The sequence below is a fragment of the uncultured Amaricoccus sp. genome, from assembly GCF_937858865.1.
Taxonomy (GTDB): Bacteria; Pseudomonadota; Alphaproteobacteria; order Rhodobacterales; family Rhodobacteraceae; genus Amaricoccus.
In genome coordinates this window covers 1-16,551 of sequence record NZ_CALLYO010000555.1, presented here as the reverse complement: position 1 = coordinate 16,551, position 16,551 = coordinate 1, and the positions used below count along the sequence as shown (strand labels likewise).

Genomic DNA, 16,551 nt, shown 5'->3' with positions numbered 1-16,551 from the left:
GGCGAGCTCGACCGCCACCGGCAACGGCGGATTCTGCCGCACCCCGCGCCGGCGCGGGCGCAGCGCGACGACCCCGCTCACCGCCGGCGCGAAGCCTGCCACCACCTCGCGCACCGCCGTCGGGAAGAGGTTGACCCCGCGCAGGATCAGCATGTCGTCGGTCCGCCCGATGCAGCGCACCCGCGGGCTCGTCCGGCCGCAGGGGCAGGCGCCCGCGCTCACGCGCACGTGGTCGCGGCTGCGGAAGCGCAGCAGCGGCGCCGCCCGGTGGTGCAGGTGGGTATAGACGAGCTCGCCCTCGGCGCCCTCCTCCCAGGCCAGCGGCATCCCGGTCTGCGGCTCGATCAGCTCGGGGTGGATGAAGCCGCGGCCGGAGAAATGCATGCCGGCGCGCGCCTCGCACTCGCCCCAGAGCGAGACGGCGACGTCGCCGATGCCCATCGCCTCGGTCACCCGCGCGCCCCAGGCCCCCTCGAGCCGGGCGCGGAGCTCCGGCTCGCCGCCGCCCGGCTCGCCGGCGACGAGGAGCCGCGCGACGCTCGAGCGGGCGAGGTCGATGCCGCGCGCGGCGGCGGTCTCGGCGAGGTGGAGCGCGTAGGAGGGGGTGAGGGCGACGGCCTGCGGGGCGAGCGCCTGCACGGCGGCGAGCAGCCGCTCGCTGTTTCCCGGGCCGACCGGGATGTGGCAGAGGCCGAGCGCGGCGAAGGCATCGAGCGCCGCCCCGGCGACGAAGGGACCCGCGCCGTAGGTCGAGACGAGCCGGTCGCCGGCCCGCACGCCGGACGCGCCGTAGGAGCGCGCGGAGATCGCGATCCAGATGGCGAGATCGCCGGCGGTCAGCGGGATGTAGCTCGGCGCGCCTGTGGTGCCGCTCGTCGAGTAGATCCGCACGACCTCGGACAGCGGCGCGGCCAGGTGCGCCCCGATTGGCCGCTCGGCGGTGCGGCTGGCGCGGAGGTCGTCCTTGGTGGTCAGCGGGAGCGCGGCGATCGCCGCGAGGCTGCCGACGCTTTGTGCATCCGGGAAGCCCGCCGCCTGCAGACGGGCGCGGAAGAAGGGGGAGTGATCGAGGAGATAGGCGATCTGCGTGCGGTAGGCGGCGTCGTCGGCGGCGGGTTGCGCCTCCCAGGGCAGCGTCTCGGCGGCCGGGTCACGCATCCGGAGCGGGATCGTAGCCGATCGCCTCCTCGGCCGCCGCGGCCATCAGGAAGCCGATCGGCCGCTCGCTCTCCTCGGCGAGATGCGCGAGCAGCGAGGCGGTGCGGGCCAGGATCGGGATGCCCTTCAGGATCGCCGGCGGGAAGTCGAGGTCGAGCAGGACCGCCGCGATCGGCATCGAGACGTTCATCGGCAGTGGCTTGCCCCAGACCCGCGGGACCACCGCCTCGGCGTGGCGCGCCAGCGCCAGGTGCGGGCCCGCGGCGCCGCGCTCCTCGGCCAGCGCCATGATCCGCTGCGCCCGCGGGTCGACGGGCTTGTGCAGCGGGTGGCCGAAGCCCGGCACCCTGCCGCCCGCGTCGCGGATCTCCGTCACCAGGCTCTCGAGGTCGGCCCCGCCGGCGGTCCGCGCCCGCGTCTGGATCAGGAACTTGCCGCAGGCCTCGGTCGTCCCGAGCACCACCGACCCGCAGCCGAGGATCCCGGCCGCCACCGCCGCCTGCAGCGCGGCGGGATCGGCGGCATAGGTCATCCGCGCCGCCTGGTTCGTCGGCACGAGGCCATGCTCGGCGATGGCGACGAGGAGGAGGTCGAGGAAGAAGCGCTGCGTCCCGGTCGGCTCGCGCCCGGTGACGAGGAGGTGGAAGTATTCGGTGAAGCTCAGCCGTCCCATCAGGTCGCCGCAGAGGTCCCGCCCCCGGACCGTCAGGCTCGCCGCGTCCGCCGTGCTGATCGAGGTCCTGGCGGCCCCCGCCTTGCCGATCAGCATGCTCCTCCCCCCTCGCCTCGGACAGGATTGTCGCCCCTCCCGGCAGCCTGTCAAGCCGCTGCGCCGGCAAGCTCGGGGCAATCGGGTGAAACGCAGGAACGGCAGGCGTGTCGATCCGCTGCGCGATCAGGATTTCGCGCGCGAAACTATAGGTATCCCATTGATCCTGAAGAGATTCGTCGGGTTAAAACTTCGTTACTCGCCTGCGGGCCCCGGAGCGAGCGTCGACCCGGGGTCCCGGCAAAGGATATGCGCCTCCCTTCACCGCGTTCGCCGCATCCGGTCGAAGGCGACGGCGATGATGATGCAGGAGCCGATGAACGTCCCCTGCCAGAAGGCATTGATCCCGAGCAGCCCCAGGCTGTTGCGGATGACCTCGATCAGCGCCGAGCCGACCAGCGCGCCATAGGCGGTGCCGACGCCCCCGGCGAGATTCGCCCCGCCGATCACCGCCGCGGCGATCACCTGCAGCTCCATCCCCGCGCCGATATTGGTCGTCACCGCGCCGAGCCAGCCGGTCTGCACGATCCCGGCGATGCCGGCCGAGAGCGCCGAGATCATGTAGACGGCGACCTTGATCCGCCGCACCGGAACGCCGGTCAGCGTCGCCGCCTGCTCGTTGCCGCCGATGGCGTAGAGATAGCGGCCGAAGCGGGTCCAGCGCAGCACGAATCCGGTGAGAAGCGCCAGCACCACCATGTAGATGACCGGGTTGGCGATGCCGAAGGTCGAGCCGCCGCCGAGCGCGAGGAGCTTGTCGTGGTCGGGGCCGAACTCGAAGACCACGGTGTTGTTCGAGAGCACCATCGCCAGGCTTCGCGCGACCGACAGCATGCCGAGCGTCACCACGAAGGGCGGGAAATCGAGATAGGCGACGAGGATTCCGTTGAAGGCCCCGACGACGAGCGCGGTCAGGACGGCGGCCGCGATCCCTGTGTAGATGCCGAAGCCCGCGTGCATGGTGACGGCCAGCACCATCGAGCAGAGGCAGAGCACCGAGCCGACGGAGAGATCGATCCCGCCGGTGATGATGACCATGGTCGTGCCGAGCGCGATGATGGCGGTGAAGGTGACGTTGCGGGTGATGTTGTAGAGGTTCTTCGACGTCGCGAAGGCGTCGGTCGAATAGCTCAGGAAGATGCAGGCGAGGAGCATCGCGATCGTCACCCAGAAGGCCTGGCTGTTCAGCAGGAGCGAGAACCAGTTGTGCTGCTTCTGTTCGATCGTCTGTTCGAGGCTGGCGGCCATCGTCGACTCCGCGAATGGGTTCAGGCGATTTCGATCGCGCCGGTGATCAGCCCGGTGACTTCCTCGGGCGAGCTCCGCTCGACCCGCTTGTCGGCGACCTTGCGGCCGCGCCGGAGCACGATGATCCGGTCGGCGACCGAGAAGACGTCAGGCATGCGGTGGCTGATGAGCACCACCGCGATCCCCTGGTCGCGCAGGTGGCGGATATGGTTCAGCACCTCGGCCACCTGCCGCACGCTGATCGCCGCCGTCGGCTCGTCCATCAGCACGAGCTTGGCGTCGGCGAGCATCGTGCGCGCGATGGCCACCGCCTGCCGCTGGCCGCCCGACATCTGCCGGATGAGGTCGCGCGGCCGCGTCTCGGACTTCAGGTCGCGGAAGAGCTGCCCGGCGCGCCGGTACATGCCGCCGTAGTCGAGGATCGAGACCGGCCCCAGCCCCTTGCGCATCTCGCGCCCGAGAAAGACGTTCGCCGCGGCGGTGAGGTTGTTGCAGAGCGCGAGATCCTGGTGGACGATCTCGATCCCGTGCCGCCGCGCCTCGACCGGGCGGTGCAGCACGACCTCGCGGCCGTCCATGCGCATGCTGCCGTGGGTGGGGAGGAAGTTGCCGGCGATCATCTTGACCAGCGTCGACTTGCCGGCCCCGTTGTCGCCCATCAGGCCCACCACCTCGCCGGGCTCGATCGCCAGCGAGATGTCGTTCAGCGCCTGGATGGCGCCGAAATGCTTGGAAATGCTGCTGAGCTCCAGTACGGGCACCCGAGCGATCCTCCCCTGCAGTCTCACGGTCCCGAGGGCTCTTTCCGGCCTGCCGCGGCTCGTGAGTTACCCGAAGCCGCGCGCATGCGTCAATCGGAAGGTGAAGATTACCCTAACCACAAGAGACGTTGACGAATGCCGCCTGCTAATATCAGCTAAAGGCCGGGAGGACAGCGCCCGCCGCCGCGGCGGACGGCCGTTCGCGGCCGGCGGGACGGGTCCTCCGGAACGCAACGGGAGGACCGAAATGAGACAACTGACCCTGCTCGCCGCGACGGCCGCGCTCGCGCTCTCCGCCGGCATGTCGATGGCCCAGGACAAGAAGCAGCTCGTCATCGTGGTGAAGGGCCTCGACAACCCCTTCTTCGAGGCCATCCACCAGGGCTGCGAGAAGTGGAACTCCGAGAACCCGGACGCGCCCTATACCTGCTTCTACACCGGCCCCGCCTCGACCTCCGACGAGGCCGGCGAGGCGCAGATCGTGCAGGACATGCTCGGGCGGCCCGACACCGCGGCGATCGCGATCTCGCCGTCCAACGCCAAGCTGATCGCCCAGACCATCCGCACCTCCAATCCCGCCGTGCCGGTGATGACGATCGATGCCGACCTCGCCGCCGAGGATGCCGCCCTGCGGATGACCTATCTCGGCACCGACAACTACCTGATGGGCAAGCGGATCGGCGAGTACATCAAGGAGAAGAAGCCGGACGGCGGCACGGTCTGCACCATCCAGGGCAACCCGGGCGCCGACAACATCCTGCGCCGCGCACAGGGCGCGCGGGATGCGCTCTCCGGGCAGGAGGGGCTCGCGACGCTCGCCGGCGAGGGCGGCTGGACCGAGGTGGCGGGCTGCCCGGTCTTCACCAACGACGACGGAGCCAAGGGGGTGCAGGCGATGACCGATATCCTCGCCGCCAACCCCGACCTCGACGCCTTCGCGATCATGGGGGGCTGGCCGCTCTTCGGCGCGCCGCAGCCCTACCGCGACCTCTTCCGGCCGCTCGCCGACCGGATCGCGTCCGGCGACTTCGTGATCGGCGCGGCCGATACCATCGGCGAGGAGGTGGCGATCGCCAAGGAGGGCCTCGTCACGGCGCTGGTCGGGCAGCGGCCCTTCGAGATGGGCTACATGGCCCCGTCGGTGATGATCGACCTCATCGACGGCAAGGACGTCGCCGATCCGGTCTTCACCGGCCTCGACGAGTGCACCAAGGATACCGCCGACACCTGCATCCAGAAGTGAGCGACAGGGGCGGCGTCCTTGCGGCGCCGCCCCCAAGCGTCGCGCACCGTCGCGCGCGAAATTATCTGATTGAATTCAATCGAAAGCGAGAAGGCCGCGCCCTCGTGGGGCGCGGCGGGAATCCGGATGGCTCAGGCGGCGTCGGGGGTCTGGCGGCTGGCCATGAACTGGTCGAACTCGGCGCGGTCCTTGGCGGCGCGCAGCTGGTCGAGGAACTTCAGGAAGGCGTCGCGCTCCTCCTCGAGCCGCTTCAGCGTCTCCTCGCGGTAGCCGTCGAAGGCGGTGTTGCCGGTGCGGTCCCAGCCGCGGCCGGCACCGTGGCGGTGATGATGACGTCCCCAGGAATGACAGGCCATGCGTTTGCTCCAGATGATGTAGAAGAGAAGGGCAAGTCCGATCGGCCAGAACAGCACGAAGCCGACCACCATCACGGCGATCCAGGCCCACCGGCCCCGCTCGTCGAGGGCATCGCGCGCACGCTCCAGCCAACGGAGGGCGGTGTTCATCAGAGGCGCTCCTTTCCATGTTAATGTTATTAACATTCACATAGATTGGCGGAGGCTGGCAAGCGGTCAAGAGGGGTCCGGCGAAAAATGCCGCGGCGTCAGCGGGGGATGATCTCCAGGCCGCGGAGGTAGATCGCGGTGCCGCTCTCGAGCATCTCGTCGGCGGAATAGGGCGCGCGCCCGCCGGGCCGGCCGCGGCCGAAGAGCTCGACCACGCCATGGCTCAGCGCCCAGATGTGGTTGGCCACCATGCTGGCCGGCGGACGGCGATCAGCCGGCAGGTGCTGCGCCAGCCGCTCCGCCGCGCGGACGAGGACCGACATCGCCCGGTCGGCGGCGCGGGCGAGGTCGGGGTTGCCGGCGATCGCGACGCCCGACTCGAACATCGCGGCATAGTGCCCGGGATTGTCGCGGGCGAACTCGAGATAGGCGCGGCCGGTCGCCATGAAGGCCGAGAGCGCCGAGGGGCGCCCGTCGTTCCAGGCCGCCTCGAGCCGCTCGGCGAACATGACGAAGCCCTGGCGCGCCACCTCCTCGATCAGCTCGTCGCGGCCGCGGAAGTGGCGGTAGGGCGCCGCCCCGCTCACGCCGGCCGCGCGCGCCGTCTCGGCCAGGGTGAAGCCGAGCGGGCCGCGCTCCTCGATCAGCTTCAGCGTCGCGGCGACCAGCGCCTGGCGCAGGTTGCCGTGGTGGTAGCCACGCCGCGGCTCTGCATCGGCATCCGACATCGCCCTCAGCTCGACTCGCCGAAGCGGCCGGCGACGAGCTCGCGCAAGGCCGCCGCCAGCGCCTCGGCCTCCGCCCCCTCGATCGAGACGTCGATCGACGTCCCGCAGGCGGCGCCGAGCATCATCAGCCCCATGATCGAGTCGCCGGAGACCTCCATGCCGTCGCGGCTGACCAGCGCGCGGGCGTCGAAACGCTCCACCGTCTCGACGAACTTCGCCGAGGCGCGGGCATGCAGGCCCTTCTCGTTCACGATGTCCAGGGAGAACTGCATGACTGCCCGTCTGTCTGCCCGGGCAACTGCCCGGGGGGCCGCGATCAGGGGGCGATCGGCGTTCCGTTGGGGCCGAACCCGTCAAAGCAGTTGATGTATTTGCGACCGGCGGTCAAGGCACAAGCGACGGCGTCGTTGAGCGGCTTGTGGCGTGCCTTGGCGAGCTTCACGAGGAGCGGCAGGTTGGCGCCGTAGAGGACGCGGCGGGTCGGATCGCGGTAACAGGCGCGCGTCGCGAGGTTCGAGGGCGTCGAGCCGAACATGTCGGTGACGACCACCACGCCCTGGCCGTCGTCGACCGCGGCTACCGCGGCGTCCACCTCGGCCTGCTTGGAGCCGCAGTCGTCGTCGGCGTCGATCGAGACCGCAGCGGTGCCGCCCTGCTTGCCGACCACATGCTCCATTGCCGCCAGGTACTCGCGAGCGAGGCCGCCGTGGGCAACAATAACGATTCCGATCACGCCGCACCTACTCCCAGATCCGAGCCTGCCCCACCGGCCGCCCGCTCCAGGTCACGATGGCGAATAGACACCCGCCATCCGCTGCCTGCAAGCGTTTTCGCCAGTGCCTCGGCAACGGCCACCGAGCGGTGCCGCCCGCCGGTGCAGCCGAGTCCGAGGCCGAAATAGCTCTTGCCTTCCATCTGATACGCGGGGAGAAGAAACTCCAGCAAGTCAGTGATCCGCATGTAGAAAGGCGCGTAGGAGGGGTCGGATTCGACGAAGGCGCGCACCGCCTCGTCCCGCCCGTCGAGCGGACGCAGCCGCTGGTCCCAGTGCGGATTCCTCAGGAAGCGCACGTCGATCACCATGTCCGCCCCGCGCGGCAGCCCCCGCCGGTAGGAGAAGGACTGCAACGTTACCGCCAGCGCGCCGTTCGCGGCCATCTCCTCGCCGAACTGCCGCCCCATCTCGGCGCGGAGCTCGTGCGGGGTCATCCCCCGCGTGTCGATGAGGACGTCGGCCCGTTCGCGCAACGGCGCGAGAAGGGCGAGCTCGCGCTCGATCCCGACCGCCGCCGTCTCGCGCGGGCTGAGCGGGTGGCGGCGGCGGGTCTCGCTGTAGCGTTCGAGAAGGGTCACCGCGTCGCAGTCGAGATAGACGAGAACGGGCGGACGCCCGGCCGCCGCCTCCACCTCGCCGAGGGCGGAGAGCATCCGGTCCACCGAGAAGTCGCGATTGCGCGGGTCGATCCCGATCACCATCGAACGCTCCACCGCTCCGCCGGCGAACAGCCGCCGCAGGAAGCTGATCGGCAGGTTGTCGATCGCCTCGAAGCCGATGTCCTCGAGCGCGCCGATCGCAGTCGTCCTGCCAGCGCCCGCCGGACCAGTCATGATGACGATGTGCTGCCCCTGCCCGGGGCGTCCTGCCTCGCTCAATTGTACCTCGTGCCGCACTCCCACAACTCATGGGATACAACTCATGGGGCGCGGCCGTTCTGCACGAGAACCGTCAAAGCCGGGTCAAGATTTGGGAGGTCGCGCCCGGAAATCAACTCCACCTCGAGGCCGAGCCACGCAACTGTCACAGGATGTGGCATTCGTGCCACGGGCGCCCGATCGAGGTCGATCGCGAGCGTCACCACCGCCTCCGGGACGGCGGGCAGCCGCAGGAGGCCCACCCCGCGCACCTCGATCAGCCCGGCGAGGGCCGGCGGCGCGCTGGCGACGAGGGCCGCGCCGCGCCGCTCGAGGTCGACCCGGTCGTCGGCCACCAGCGCCGCTCCCTGCCGGACCAGCCGCAGCGCGAGCGCCGACTTGCCGCTGCCCGAGGCGCCCAGGATCAGCACCCCGCGCCCGGCGAAGGCCACCGCCGAGCCATGCAGATTCGTCATGCCGCTGCGCTCCCCGTCGTCGCTGGCCAGGGCATTGTTCGCTGCCCTGCAAAGCGAAAGCAATCGAAAGCCGACCCCAACAGATTGATACACCATCGGCGAATTATCGCCCGCCGAAACCGGCGATTAACCCTATGACTGGGATTCACCCGCCGGCGGCGCATGCTATACATCAGCCGCCGCGACATGCTGCACTGCGGTAGAGTCCGCGCGGTTTTCTGGGGTGACGGGTGGTCGCACGACCGACTATGTTGGGGAGGGTATGCACGGAATGAAGACCTTCATGCTGAAGGACGAGGTCAATCCGCGGATGACGCTCGAGGCGACCGGCTTCGGCGGCGCGACGCGCACGCACTACAACCTTCTCGAACCCGCGCTGCTGCAGGCGGCGCTCACCCGCGGCGAAGGCGACCTCGGCCAGGGCGGCGCCCTTCTCGTCTCCACCGGCCGCCATACCGGCCGCAGCCCCAGGGACAAGTTCGTGGTGCGCGAGCCCTCGGTCGAATCCGATGTGTGGTGGGAGAACAACAGCCCGATGGCGCCGGACGCCTTCGCGCAGCTCCTCGCCGACATGCGCGCGCATATCCGCGGCGGCGAGCTCTTCGTGCAGGATCTCTATGCCGGCGCCGATCCCGACTACCGGCTGAACGTGCGCGTCGTCACCGAGCTCGCCTGGCACGGCCTCTTCATCCGCCACCTGCTGCGGCGGCCGGCGCGGGAGGAGCTCGCGAGCTTCGAGCCGGACTTCACCATCCTCAACTGCCCGTCCTTCCATGCCGACCCGGCGCGGCACGGCTGCCGCTCGGAGACGGTGATCGCCATCTCCTTCGAGCAGAAGCTCGTGCTGATCGGCGGCACCGCCTATGCCGGCGAGAACAAGAAGTCGGTCTTCACGCTGCTCAACTACCTGCTGCCGGAGCGCGGGGTGATGCCAATGCACTGCTCGGCGAACCACGCCCGCGGCGACGCGGACGACGCCGCCGTCTTCTTCGGCCTCTCCGGCACCGGCAAGACGACGCTCTCGGCCGACCCGGCGCGCATCCTGATCGGCGACGACGAGCACGGCTGGTCGGACGCCGGCACCTTCAACTTCGAGGGCGGCTGCTACGCCAAGACGATCAACCTCTCGCCGCAGGCCGAGCCCGAGATCTACGCCACGACCTCTCGCTTCGCGACGGTGGTCGAGAACATGGTCTGGGACCCCTATACCCGGGCGCTCGACTTCAACGACGACAGCCTGACCGCCAACACCCGCTGCGCCTATCCGCTCGAGGCGATCTCGAACGCCTCGCCGGTCGCGCGGGGGGGCGTGCCGCGGAACGTGGTGATGCTGACCTGCGACGCCTTCGGCGTGCTGCCGCCGATCGCGCGGCTGACGCCGGCGCAGGCGATGTACCATTTCCTCTCCGGCTTCACCTCCAAGGTCGCCGGCACCGAGCGCGGCGTGACCGAGCCGCAGCCGACCTTCTCGACCTGCTTCGGCGCGCCCTTCATGCCGCGGCGGCCCGAGGTCTACGGCGCGATGCTGCGCGACCGCATCGCCGAATCGGGGGCGACCTGCTGGCTGGTCAACACCGGCTGGACCGGCGGGGCCTACGGCACCGGGCGGCGGATGCCGATCGCGGCGACCCGGGCGCTGCTCGCCGGCGCGCTCGACGGCTCGCTCGCCCGTGCAAGCTTCCGTACCGATCCGGTCTTCGGCTTCGAGGTGCCGACCGAGGTGCCGGGGGTCGATGCGGCGCTGCTCGACCCACGCGGCACATGGGCCGACCCGGCCGCCTACGACGCGCAGGCGGCGAAGCTCGCGGGCATGTTCGCGAAGAACTTCGCGCAGTACGAGAGCCACGTCTCGGACGACGTCCGGGCCGCGGCCATCCGCGCCGCCTGACCCCGCGGTGGCGGGGGCCGCGGTCCCCGCCGTCCTATTCCGCCTCGACGATCCGGTTCCGTCCGCCGAGCTTGGCGGCATAGAGCGCCGCGTCGGCGCGCGACAGCGCCGCCGAGAAGCTGACGCCGGCGTCGGCGGGCGCGAGCCCGAGCAGGCCGCCGCTCACGGTGACGGTCAGCCTGGCCCCGCTCTCGATCGCGACCGGCGTTCGCGCCACCGCCTCGCGCAGACGGTCGGCGATCACGCCTGCGTCCGCCGCCGCCACCTCTGCGAAGACGGCGAGGAACTCCTCGCCGCCGATCCGCCCGAGCAGGTCCCCGGCCCGGCAGCTCGCCGCCATGCGGCCGGCCACCTCGCGCAGCACCCGGTCGCCGGCGGCATGGCCGTGGGTGTCGTTGATCGCCTTGAACCGATCGATGTCGAGCATGAGAAGCGCCGCCCCCCTGCCGCCGGCCAGGGCGCGCGCGACCAGCGCCTCGCTCCGCTCGAGCATCGCGGTGCGCGCGAGGACGCCGGTCAGCGGATCGAAGCTCGCCCGCCGCTCGAGGTCGGTGCAGGCGTCCGCCAGCGCCTCGGAGAGCCGCGAGATCTGGCGCGCCGAGCGGCGGAGCTCGATCTCGTCCATCACGATCGCCGCCAGCGTCTCGAGGAAGCGGAGCTGCTGCGGCGTCGCGCCGCGCGGGCGGGTGTCCATGCAGCAGAGCATGCCGAGCACATGCCCGTCGTAGGTCCTGAGCGGCACCCCGGCATAGAACTCGAGCCCGAAGGCGCCCGCGACCAGCGGGTGCTCCTGGGTGCGCGGATCGCCGCGCGCGCTCTCGACGACATAGGCGCCGTCGTGGCCGATCGCCGCGGCGCAGAGCCCGGGCAGCCGCCCGATCTCCCGCAGCGGGAAGGGGCCGTGCACCGACTTGTACCAGATGCGGCTCGTGTCGACGAGGCTCACCACCGCGACCGGCACCTCGAGCATCTCGGCCGCGAGCTGCGTGATGCGGTCGAAGGCGCCGTCGGCCGGGGTGTCGAGGATGGCATAGCGCCGGAGCGCGTTCAGCCGCTCGAATTCCGCCGTCGCATCCAGCGCCACCGCCCCGATCCCCCGAAGACTCACCCGTCTCCGAACCTGCCCGGGCGCCGTTAACGGAAAACGAACGCCTCGCCCGGCAAGGCGCGGGAATCCGCCGGCAATTTGCCTCAAAAGAGGGCGCGGCGGAGCAGGTTGAGTCCGCTCAGGACCAGGACGGCGAGGGTCAGCGTCAGGAAGCGCCGCTGGTCGAGCCGGTCGTGCACCCGGTAGCCGACGAACATCCCGAGCATCGCCGGCACGGTCATCCAGGCCGAGACCGGCAGCGTCATCGCATCGAGCACCCCCGAATGCAGATGCGCGAGGAGAAGCACCGCCGAGCCGAGCAGGAAGGACAGGCTCTGCGTCCGCACCATCTCGGTCTTCGGCAGGTCGACCGCGACCAGGTACATGACGAGCGGCGGCCCCCAGATGCCGGAGAGCCCGCCGAAGAAGCCCGCTACCAGCGCCACGCCCGTCTCCACCCGCGCGCGGTGGCGCATGTCGAAGCGCGGTCGCCAGCCGGCGAGCTGGCTCGCGCCGAAGAAGGTCACCGCGCCGCCGAGGATGCCGAAGAGCAGCCGGTCCGGCAGCGCCACGACCAGCTGCGCCGAGACGAGGATCATCGCGACGAGGATGAGGTTCAGCCGCCAGAACCGCTGCAGGCTCCCGAGCGCAGGCCCGATGCCCTGGCGCAGCGCCTGGAAGAGGTTCGAGACCAGCATCGGCACGATGAGGAGCGCCACCCCGACCTCGTAGGGCAGGAAGGAGCCGGCCAGCGCCAGCGCGATGAGCGGCAGCGCGAAGCCGACGACCCCCTTGGCGAAGCCGCCGAGCGCGACCGAGGCGCCGGCCCACAGCAGCCCGGCGACGCCGTAGAGCGCCACGAAGCCTTCCAGTCCCGCCATCGTCTCCTCTCCCGGCCGGCGGCTCTTGGCAGGAAGCGGGCGGAAAGGCAACGCTAACAAAGTTGCCGCCACCCACCCGTCGCGGGCAGCAATCTTGCTCTCGGGTCGCTTTGAGCCTAGCTTGCAACGCAAACGCAGCAACTGATTCCGCGCCGCACAACGGCGCGGCGACCGAGAGGCCCGCGATGATCGAAGCCGCCCGCGCCCGCGCCACGGAGAGCCCGCTCCAGCCCGACCTTCCGCGGCTCGCCACCGCCGCCGCTGCGGCCGCGGGCGAGCTCGTCGCCGCTGCGCGCCGGCGGCTCTCGGCCGAGGTGGTCAGCGGAGGCAGGCTTTCCGCGGCGGCGCTCGATGCCGAGCAGACGGCGGCGCACGGCCTCGCCTGGATGGCGACCTATGCCGCGTCGCTGCGCGAGCTCGCGGCCTGGGCGAGCCGGCTCGAGGCGGCGGGGGCGCTCGGCGAGATGGAGCGGCTCATCCTGCAGATCGGCTGCGGCGAGTATCTCGCCCAGCTCGCCGGCGGCATCCCGATGTCGCAGGTCGAGATCGTCCGGCCGGCCGACCTTCGCCTCGGCGCGGCCGATCTCGCCGCCTTCCGCACCCCCGCCGTCGAGACGCTGCTCGCCCATGGCAACGGCGATGCCGCCCGCGCCCGGCTCGTCGAGCTCATGCTCGCGGGCGAAGGAGCGGCGAGCTTCGGCGCCACCGGGCTCGATGCCGACGACGAGATGATCCGCGACCAGTTCCGCCGCTTCGCCGACGAGCGGGTCGTCCCCCATGCGCACGAGTGGCACCTGAAGGACGAGCTCATCCCGCTCGAGGTCGTCGAGGAGATGGGCGCGCTCGGCGTCTTCGGCCTCACCATCCCCGAGGAATACGGCGGCGCCGGCCTCTCCAAGACCGCGATGTGCGTCGTCTCGGAGGAGCTCTCGCGCGGCTACATCGGCGTCGGCTCGCTCGGCACCCGCTCCGAGATCGCGGCCGAGCTCATCCTCGGCGGCGGCACGGAGGCCCAGAAGGCGGAGTGGCTGCCGAAGATCGCCTCGGCCGAGGTGCTGCCCACCGCCGTCTTCACCGAGCCCAACACCGGCTCCGACCTCGGCTCCCTGCGCACCCGCGCCGTCCGCGAGGGCGAGGACTATGTCGTCACCGGCAACAAGACCTGGATCACCCACGCCGCCCGCGCCGACGTGATGACCATGCTGGTCAGGACCGATCCGGCCACCACCGACCACACCGGCCTCTCGATGCTCATCGCCCCCAAGCCGCGCGGCACGGAGGACGCCCCCTTCCCTGCCCCCGGCATGACCGGCGGCGAGATCGAGGTCCTCGGCTATCGCGGCATGAAGGAGTACGAGCTCGGCTTCGACGGCTTCCACGTGCCGGCGGCGAACCTGCTCGGCGGGGTCGAGGGCCAGGGCTTCAAGCAGCTGATGCGCACCTTCGAGTCGGCGCGCATCCAGACCGCCGCCCGCGCCATCGGCGTCGCGCAATGCGCGCTCGAGCTCGGCCTGCGCTACGCCCAGGACCGCCGCCAGTTCGGCAAGCCGCTCGTCGCCTTCCCCCGCGTCTACGGGAAGCTCGCGATGATGGCGGTCGAGATCATGATCGCCCGTCAGCTCACCTATTTCGCCGCCCGCGAGAAGGATGGCGGCCGCCGCTGCGACCTCGAGGCGGGGATGGCGAAGCTGCTCGCCGCCCGCATCGCCTGGTCGAACGCCGATAACGCCCTGCAGATCCACGGCGGCAATGGCTTCGCGCTCGAGTACCGGATCAGCCGCGTCCTCTGCGACGCCCGCATCCTCTCGATCTTCGAGGGCGCCGCCGAGATCCAGGCCCAGGTCATCGCCCGCCGCCTGCTCGAGGACGGCCGAGGCTAGTCGAGCACCTTCGCGACTGCCTGTCGCAGCAGCGCCTCGCGCTCGTCGCGCGAGAGACCCTGCACCGGCTCCATCCGCCGGCCGATGACGAGGTGCGCGAAGCCGTGCGCCACGCTCCAGCAGGCCACGACATCGGGGAGCGCCGCGGGGTCGTCGGGCGCCAATCCGCGCAGCCGCGCGACCCCGTCGGTCAGGTTGCGATAGGCCGCCCGCCCCGCCTCGGCCAGCTCCGGCGTCGACGGCCAGATCCGGTCCGATCCGAACATCAGCCGGAAGAGCGCCGGCGCGCTTTCGGCGAAATCGAGGTAGCCGACCGCCTGCGCCAGCATCTGCTCGCGCGGGTCGTCCGGCGCCTCGGCCTGCCGCGCCAGCATCGCCGCGAGGAAGCGCCGGAACCCCTCGGCGGCCAGCGCGCTCAGGAGCCCCTGGGTATCGCCGAAGTGATGCGCCGGGGCGGAGTGGCTGACCCCGACCCGCTTGGCCACCTGCCGCAGCGAGAAGCCCTCGACCCCGGTCTCGGCCAGCACCGCCTCGCCCGCGACGAGCAGCGCCGCCCGCAGGTCGCCGTGGTGATAGCTCTCCTTGCCCTTCACGTCCGCCGCATCCGTCATCTGGACACTGTCCACATTTATCTTGACATCGTCAAGACTCCGGCTACCATTCGATCTTGTCAGTGTCCAGATGGAGTTCGCCCATGTCCCCTGACATCCTCTTCCAGTTCTCGAGCCCGCTCGCCCTCTTCGGCTGGGCCGCGCTGCTCGCCGCGCCGCTCGCGCCGGCGCTGGCCGACCGGGTCGCCGGGCTCGTCGTCCCGGCGCTCCTCTCGGTCGCCTATGCCGCACTGATCCTCGCCTTCTGGTGGGACGCGCCCGGCGGCTTCGACAGCCTCGCGGCGGTGCAGGCGCTCTTCACCGACCCCCGGATCGCGCTCGCCGGCTGGCTGCACTATCTCGCCTTCGACCTCCTCGTCGGCGCCTGGGAGGTCCGCACCGCCCGGCGCGAGGGCTTCCCGTATCTCCTGCTCGTCCCCTGCCTCGTTCTCACCTTCCTGTTCGGCCCGGCCGGCTTCCTGGCCTTCCTCGGCCTTCGCCTCGCCCGCCGCGCCACCCGTCCGATGGAGGCCACCCGATGACCGCCGCTCTCGCCATCCGCCCCGCCGCCACGCCGTTCGATGCCGAACCCCGCTTCGCCGCCGCCGGCCTCGGCTTCGCCCTCTCGCTCGCCGTCACCCTGGCCGCGGCGGCCATCGATCCGCGGCTCTTCCAAGGCGACAACATCTGGCTGAAGCCGATCAAGTTCCAGATCGCCCTCACGATCTTCTTCCTGACGCTCGCCTTCTTCGCCCGCTGGCTGCCCGCCGGCATGACCGAGCGCCGCGCCTGGCGGGTCTTCGCCAGCCTGGTGGTGGCCGCGACCGTCGCCGAGATGACCTGGATCGCCGGCGCCGCGATGGCCGGCACCGCCTCGCACTTCAACCAGGAGACGCCGCTCGCGGCCAACCTCTACCGGCTGATGGGCGGCCTTGCGGTCTTCTTCACCAGCGCCACGCTCGTCATGGGCGTCGCGATCTGGCGCGACCGCGCGAGCCCCCTGCCACCGGCGCTGCGCCTGGCGGTGGGCCTCGGCCTCGTCCTGACCTTCGCGCTCACCCTGCCGACCGCCGGCACGCTCTCGCAGATGCCCGGCCACTTCGTCGGCACGCCGGTCACCGGCGCCGCCCTGCCGGTCTTCGGCTGGTCGCGCGAGGTCGGCGACCTGCGCACCGCCCACTTCCTCGCGACGCACGCGATGCACTTCCTGCCGCTCGCCGGCCTCGCCGCCGTCCTGGCGCTCCCCGGGCGGCTCGCCAAGCCCGCCGTCTGGCTCGCCGCCACCGGCTACGTCGCGCTGGTCGCCTGGGCGTTCACGACGGCCCTCGCGGGCCTGCCGCTGATCGCCTGATCGCCGCGACCGCCCGCGCGCGGGCCTCCGGCAGCGTCTCGCGCCGGAGGCCGGGCGCGATCCACACCTCCAGGAAGAAGCCGGTCAGCTCGAGCGCCGCGACGACCTCCGCCGGCGCGGGCGGCACCTGCCAGCCATCGCGAAGGAAGCCCGGCAGCGGCAGGAGCCGCTCCGCCCAGGGCGCCCCCGCCGCCCGGCCGACGGCGCGGCCCGACCGCGGCGAAACCCAGGCGAGGTCGGCCGTCTCGCCGGTCACCGCGCAGCGGTCGAGGTCGAGCCCGAAGCCGATCTCGGCGAGAAGCGCGAGCTCCCAGGCGGCATAGCGCGCCGGCCAGTCGCCCGCCGCCGCGAGC

Annotated in this window: 19 protein-coding genes; 5 read left to right on the top strand and 14 right to left on the bottom strand. The window is 71.2% G+C overall.

The features are described 5' to 3' along the window. From Q0112_RS16475 to Q0112_RS16460, 4 genes are all read right to left on the bottom strand, one after another. On the bottom strand, window positions 1-1,158 hold a 1,158-nt coding region (locus tag Q0112_RS16475; protein WP_297977073.1), incomplete at its 3' end, for a hypothetical protein. After that, on the bottom strand, window positions 1,151-1,927 hold the full coding sequence (locus Q0112_RS16470) for a citryl-CoA lyase (RefSeq protein WP_297977072.1): 777 nt from the start codon (window positions 1,925-1,927) through the stop codon (window positions 1,151-1,153). The genes Q0112_RS16470 and Q0112_RS16475, both read right to left, overlap by 8 nt. 261 nt (window positions 1,928-2,188) lie before the next feature. Then, window positions 2,189-3,175 (bottom strand): ABC transporter permease, encoded by a 987-nt coding sequence (locus tag Q0112_RS16465; RefSeq protein ID WP_297977071.1) that lies wholly within the window; start codon window positions 3,173-3,175, stop codon window positions 2,189-2,191. Between the two features lie 20 nt (window positions 3,176-3,195). Beyond that, window positions 3,196-3,936, bottom strand: a complete 741-nt coding sequence (locus tag Q0112_RS16460) for an ATP-binding cassette domain-containing protein (RefSeq protein WP_297977070.1) — start codon at window positions 3,934-3,936, stop codon at window positions 3,196-3,198. Window positions 3,937-4,183: 247 nt separating this feature from the next. Here Q0112_RS16460 and Q0112_RS16455 point away from each other — a divergent pair, with 247 nt between their 5' ends. Then, on the top strand, window positions 4,184-5,179 hold the full coding sequence (locus Q0112_RS16455; protein ID WP_297977069.1) for a substrate-binding domain-containing protein: 996 nt from the start codon (window positions 4,184-4,186) through the stop codon (window positions 5,177-5,179). Between the two features lie 131 nt (window positions 5,180-5,310). Here Q0112_RS16455 and Q0112_RS16450 read toward each other — a convergent pair whose 3' ends face one another. The 6 genes from Q0112_RS16450 to Q0112_RS16425 all read right to left on the bottom strand — a co-directional run bounded on the left by Q0112_RS16450 (window position 5,311) and on the right by Q0112_RS16425 (window position 8,521). Further along, window positions 5,311-5,685 carry a DUF2852 domain-containing protein gene (locus tag Q0112_RS16450; RefSeq protein ID WP_297977068.1) on the bottom strand — a complete coding sequence of 125 codons (375 nt, stop codon included), beginning with the start codon at window positions 5,683-5,685 and terminating at the stop codon, window positions 5,311-5,313. Window positions 5,686-5,783: 98 nt separating this feature from the next. Beyond that, window positions 5,784-6,413: a TetR/AcrR family transcriptional regulator gene (locus Q0112_RS16445; RefSeq protein WP_297977067.1), complete on the bottom strand. Its 630-nt coding sequence runs from the start codon at window positions 6,411-6,413 to the stop codon at window positions 5,784-5,786. 5 nt (window positions 6,414-6,418) lie between these two features. After that, window positions 6,419-6,685 carry an HPr family phosphocarrier protein gene (locus Q0112_RS16440; protein WP_297977066.1) on the bottom strand — a complete coding sequence of 89 codons (267 nt, stop codon included), beginning with the start codon at window positions 6,683-6,685 and terminating at the stop codon, window positions 6,419-6,421. A gap of 44 nt (window positions 6,686-6,729) precedes the next feature. Next, on the bottom strand, window positions 6,730-7,146 hold the full coding sequence (locus Q0112_RS16435; protein ID WP_297977065.1) for a PTS fructose transporter subunit IIA: 417 nt from the start codon (window positions 7,144-7,146) through the stop codon (window positions 6,730-6,732). Next, entirely contained in the window at window positions 7,143-8,066 is a 924-nt protein-coding gene (gene rapZ / locus Q0112_RS16430) for an RNase adapter RapZ (protein ID WP_297977064.1), read from the bottom strand. The genes Q0112_RS16435 and rapZ overlap by 4 nt, the downstream gene beginning before the upstream one ends. 41 nt (window positions 8,067-8,107) lie before the next feature. Further along, window positions 8,108-8,521 carry a serine kinase gene (locus Q0112_RS16425; protein WP_297977063.1) on the bottom strand — a complete coding sequence of 138 codons (414 nt, stop codon included), beginning with the start codon at window positions 8,519-8,521 and terminating at the stop codon, window positions 8,108-8,110. A 283-nt stretch (window positions 8,522-8,804) separates the two neighbouring features. Here Q0112_RS16425 and Q0112_RS16420 point away from each other — a divergent pair, with 283 nt between their 5' ends. Further along, complete coding sequence (locus tag Q0112_RS16420) at window positions 8,805-10,409, top strand: phosphoenolpyruvate carboxykinase (protein WP_297977074.1); 1,605 nt, start codon at window positions 8,805-8,807, stop codon at window positions 10,407-10,409. A 34-nt stretch (window positions 10,410-10,443) separates the two neighbouring features. On the opposite strand, the gene Q0112_RS16415 is transcribed toward Q0112_RS16420, so the two are convergent. Together Q0112_RS16415 and Q0112_RS16410 are read right to left on the bottom strand one after the other, a co-directional pair. After that, window positions 10,444-11,517 carry a diguanylate cyclase gene (locus tag Q0112_RS16415; protein WP_297977061.1) on the bottom strand — a complete coding sequence of 358 codons (1,074 nt, stop codon included), beginning with the start codon at window positions 11,515-11,517 and terminating at the stop codon, window positions 10,444-10,446. Between the two features lie 83 nt (window positions 11,518-11,600). After that, window positions 11,601-12,377: a sulfite exporter TauE/SafE family protein gene (locus Q0112_RS16410; RefSeq protein ID WP_297977060.1), complete on the bottom strand. Its 777-nt coding sequence runs from the start codon at window positions 12,375-12,377 to the stop codon at window positions 11,601-11,603. Between the two features lie 185 nt (window positions 12,378-12,562). On the opposite strand from Q0112_RS16410, the gene Q0112_RS16405 reads away from it, so the two are divergent. After that, window positions 12,563-14,257 (top strand): acyl-CoA dehydrogenase family protein, encoded by a 1,695-nt coding sequence (locus Q0112_RS16405; protein ID WP_297977059.1) that lies wholly within the window; start codon window positions 12,563-12,565, stop codon window positions 14,255-14,257. Here the strand turns inward: Q0112_RS16405 and Q0112_RS16400 are convergent. Then, the gene (locus Q0112_RS16400; protein ID WP_297977058.1) at window positions 14,254-14,868 is read right to left on the bottom strand and encodes a TetR/AcrR family transcriptional regulator; all 615 of its coding nucleotides are present in this window, start codon (window positions 14,866-14,868) and stop codon (window positions 14,254-14,256) included. The two genes, Q0112_RS16405 and Q0112_RS16400, sit on opposite strands and share 4 nt — an antisense overlap. An 83-nt stretch (window positions 14,869-14,951) precedes the next feature. Between Q0112_RS16400 and Q0112_RS16395 the strand changes: the two genes are divergently transcribed. Beyond that, window positions 14,952-15,389, top strand: coding sequence for an ABA4-like family protein (locus Q0112_RS16395; RefSeq protein ID WP_297977057.1), 438 nt, complete (start codon window positions 14,952-14,954; stop codon window positions 15,387-15,389). Continuing rightward, a complete protein-coding gene (locus tag Q0112_RS16390; RefSeq protein ID WP_297977056.1) occupies window positions 15,386-16,198 on the top strand; it encodes a hypothetical protein in 813 nt (270 codons plus the stop codon). Before Q0112_RS16395 ends, Q0112_RS16390 begins: the two co-directional genes overlap by 4 nt. Here the strand turns inward: Q0112_RS16390 and Q0112_RS16385 are convergent. Further along, a partial coding sequence (locus tag Q0112_RS16385) for a DNA repair protein RecO (RefSeq protein WP_297977055.1) occupies window positions 16,161-16,551 on the bottom strand: 391 nt, incomplete at its 5' end. The two genes, Q0112_RS16390 and Q0112_RS16385, sit on opposite strands and share 38 nt — an antisense overlap.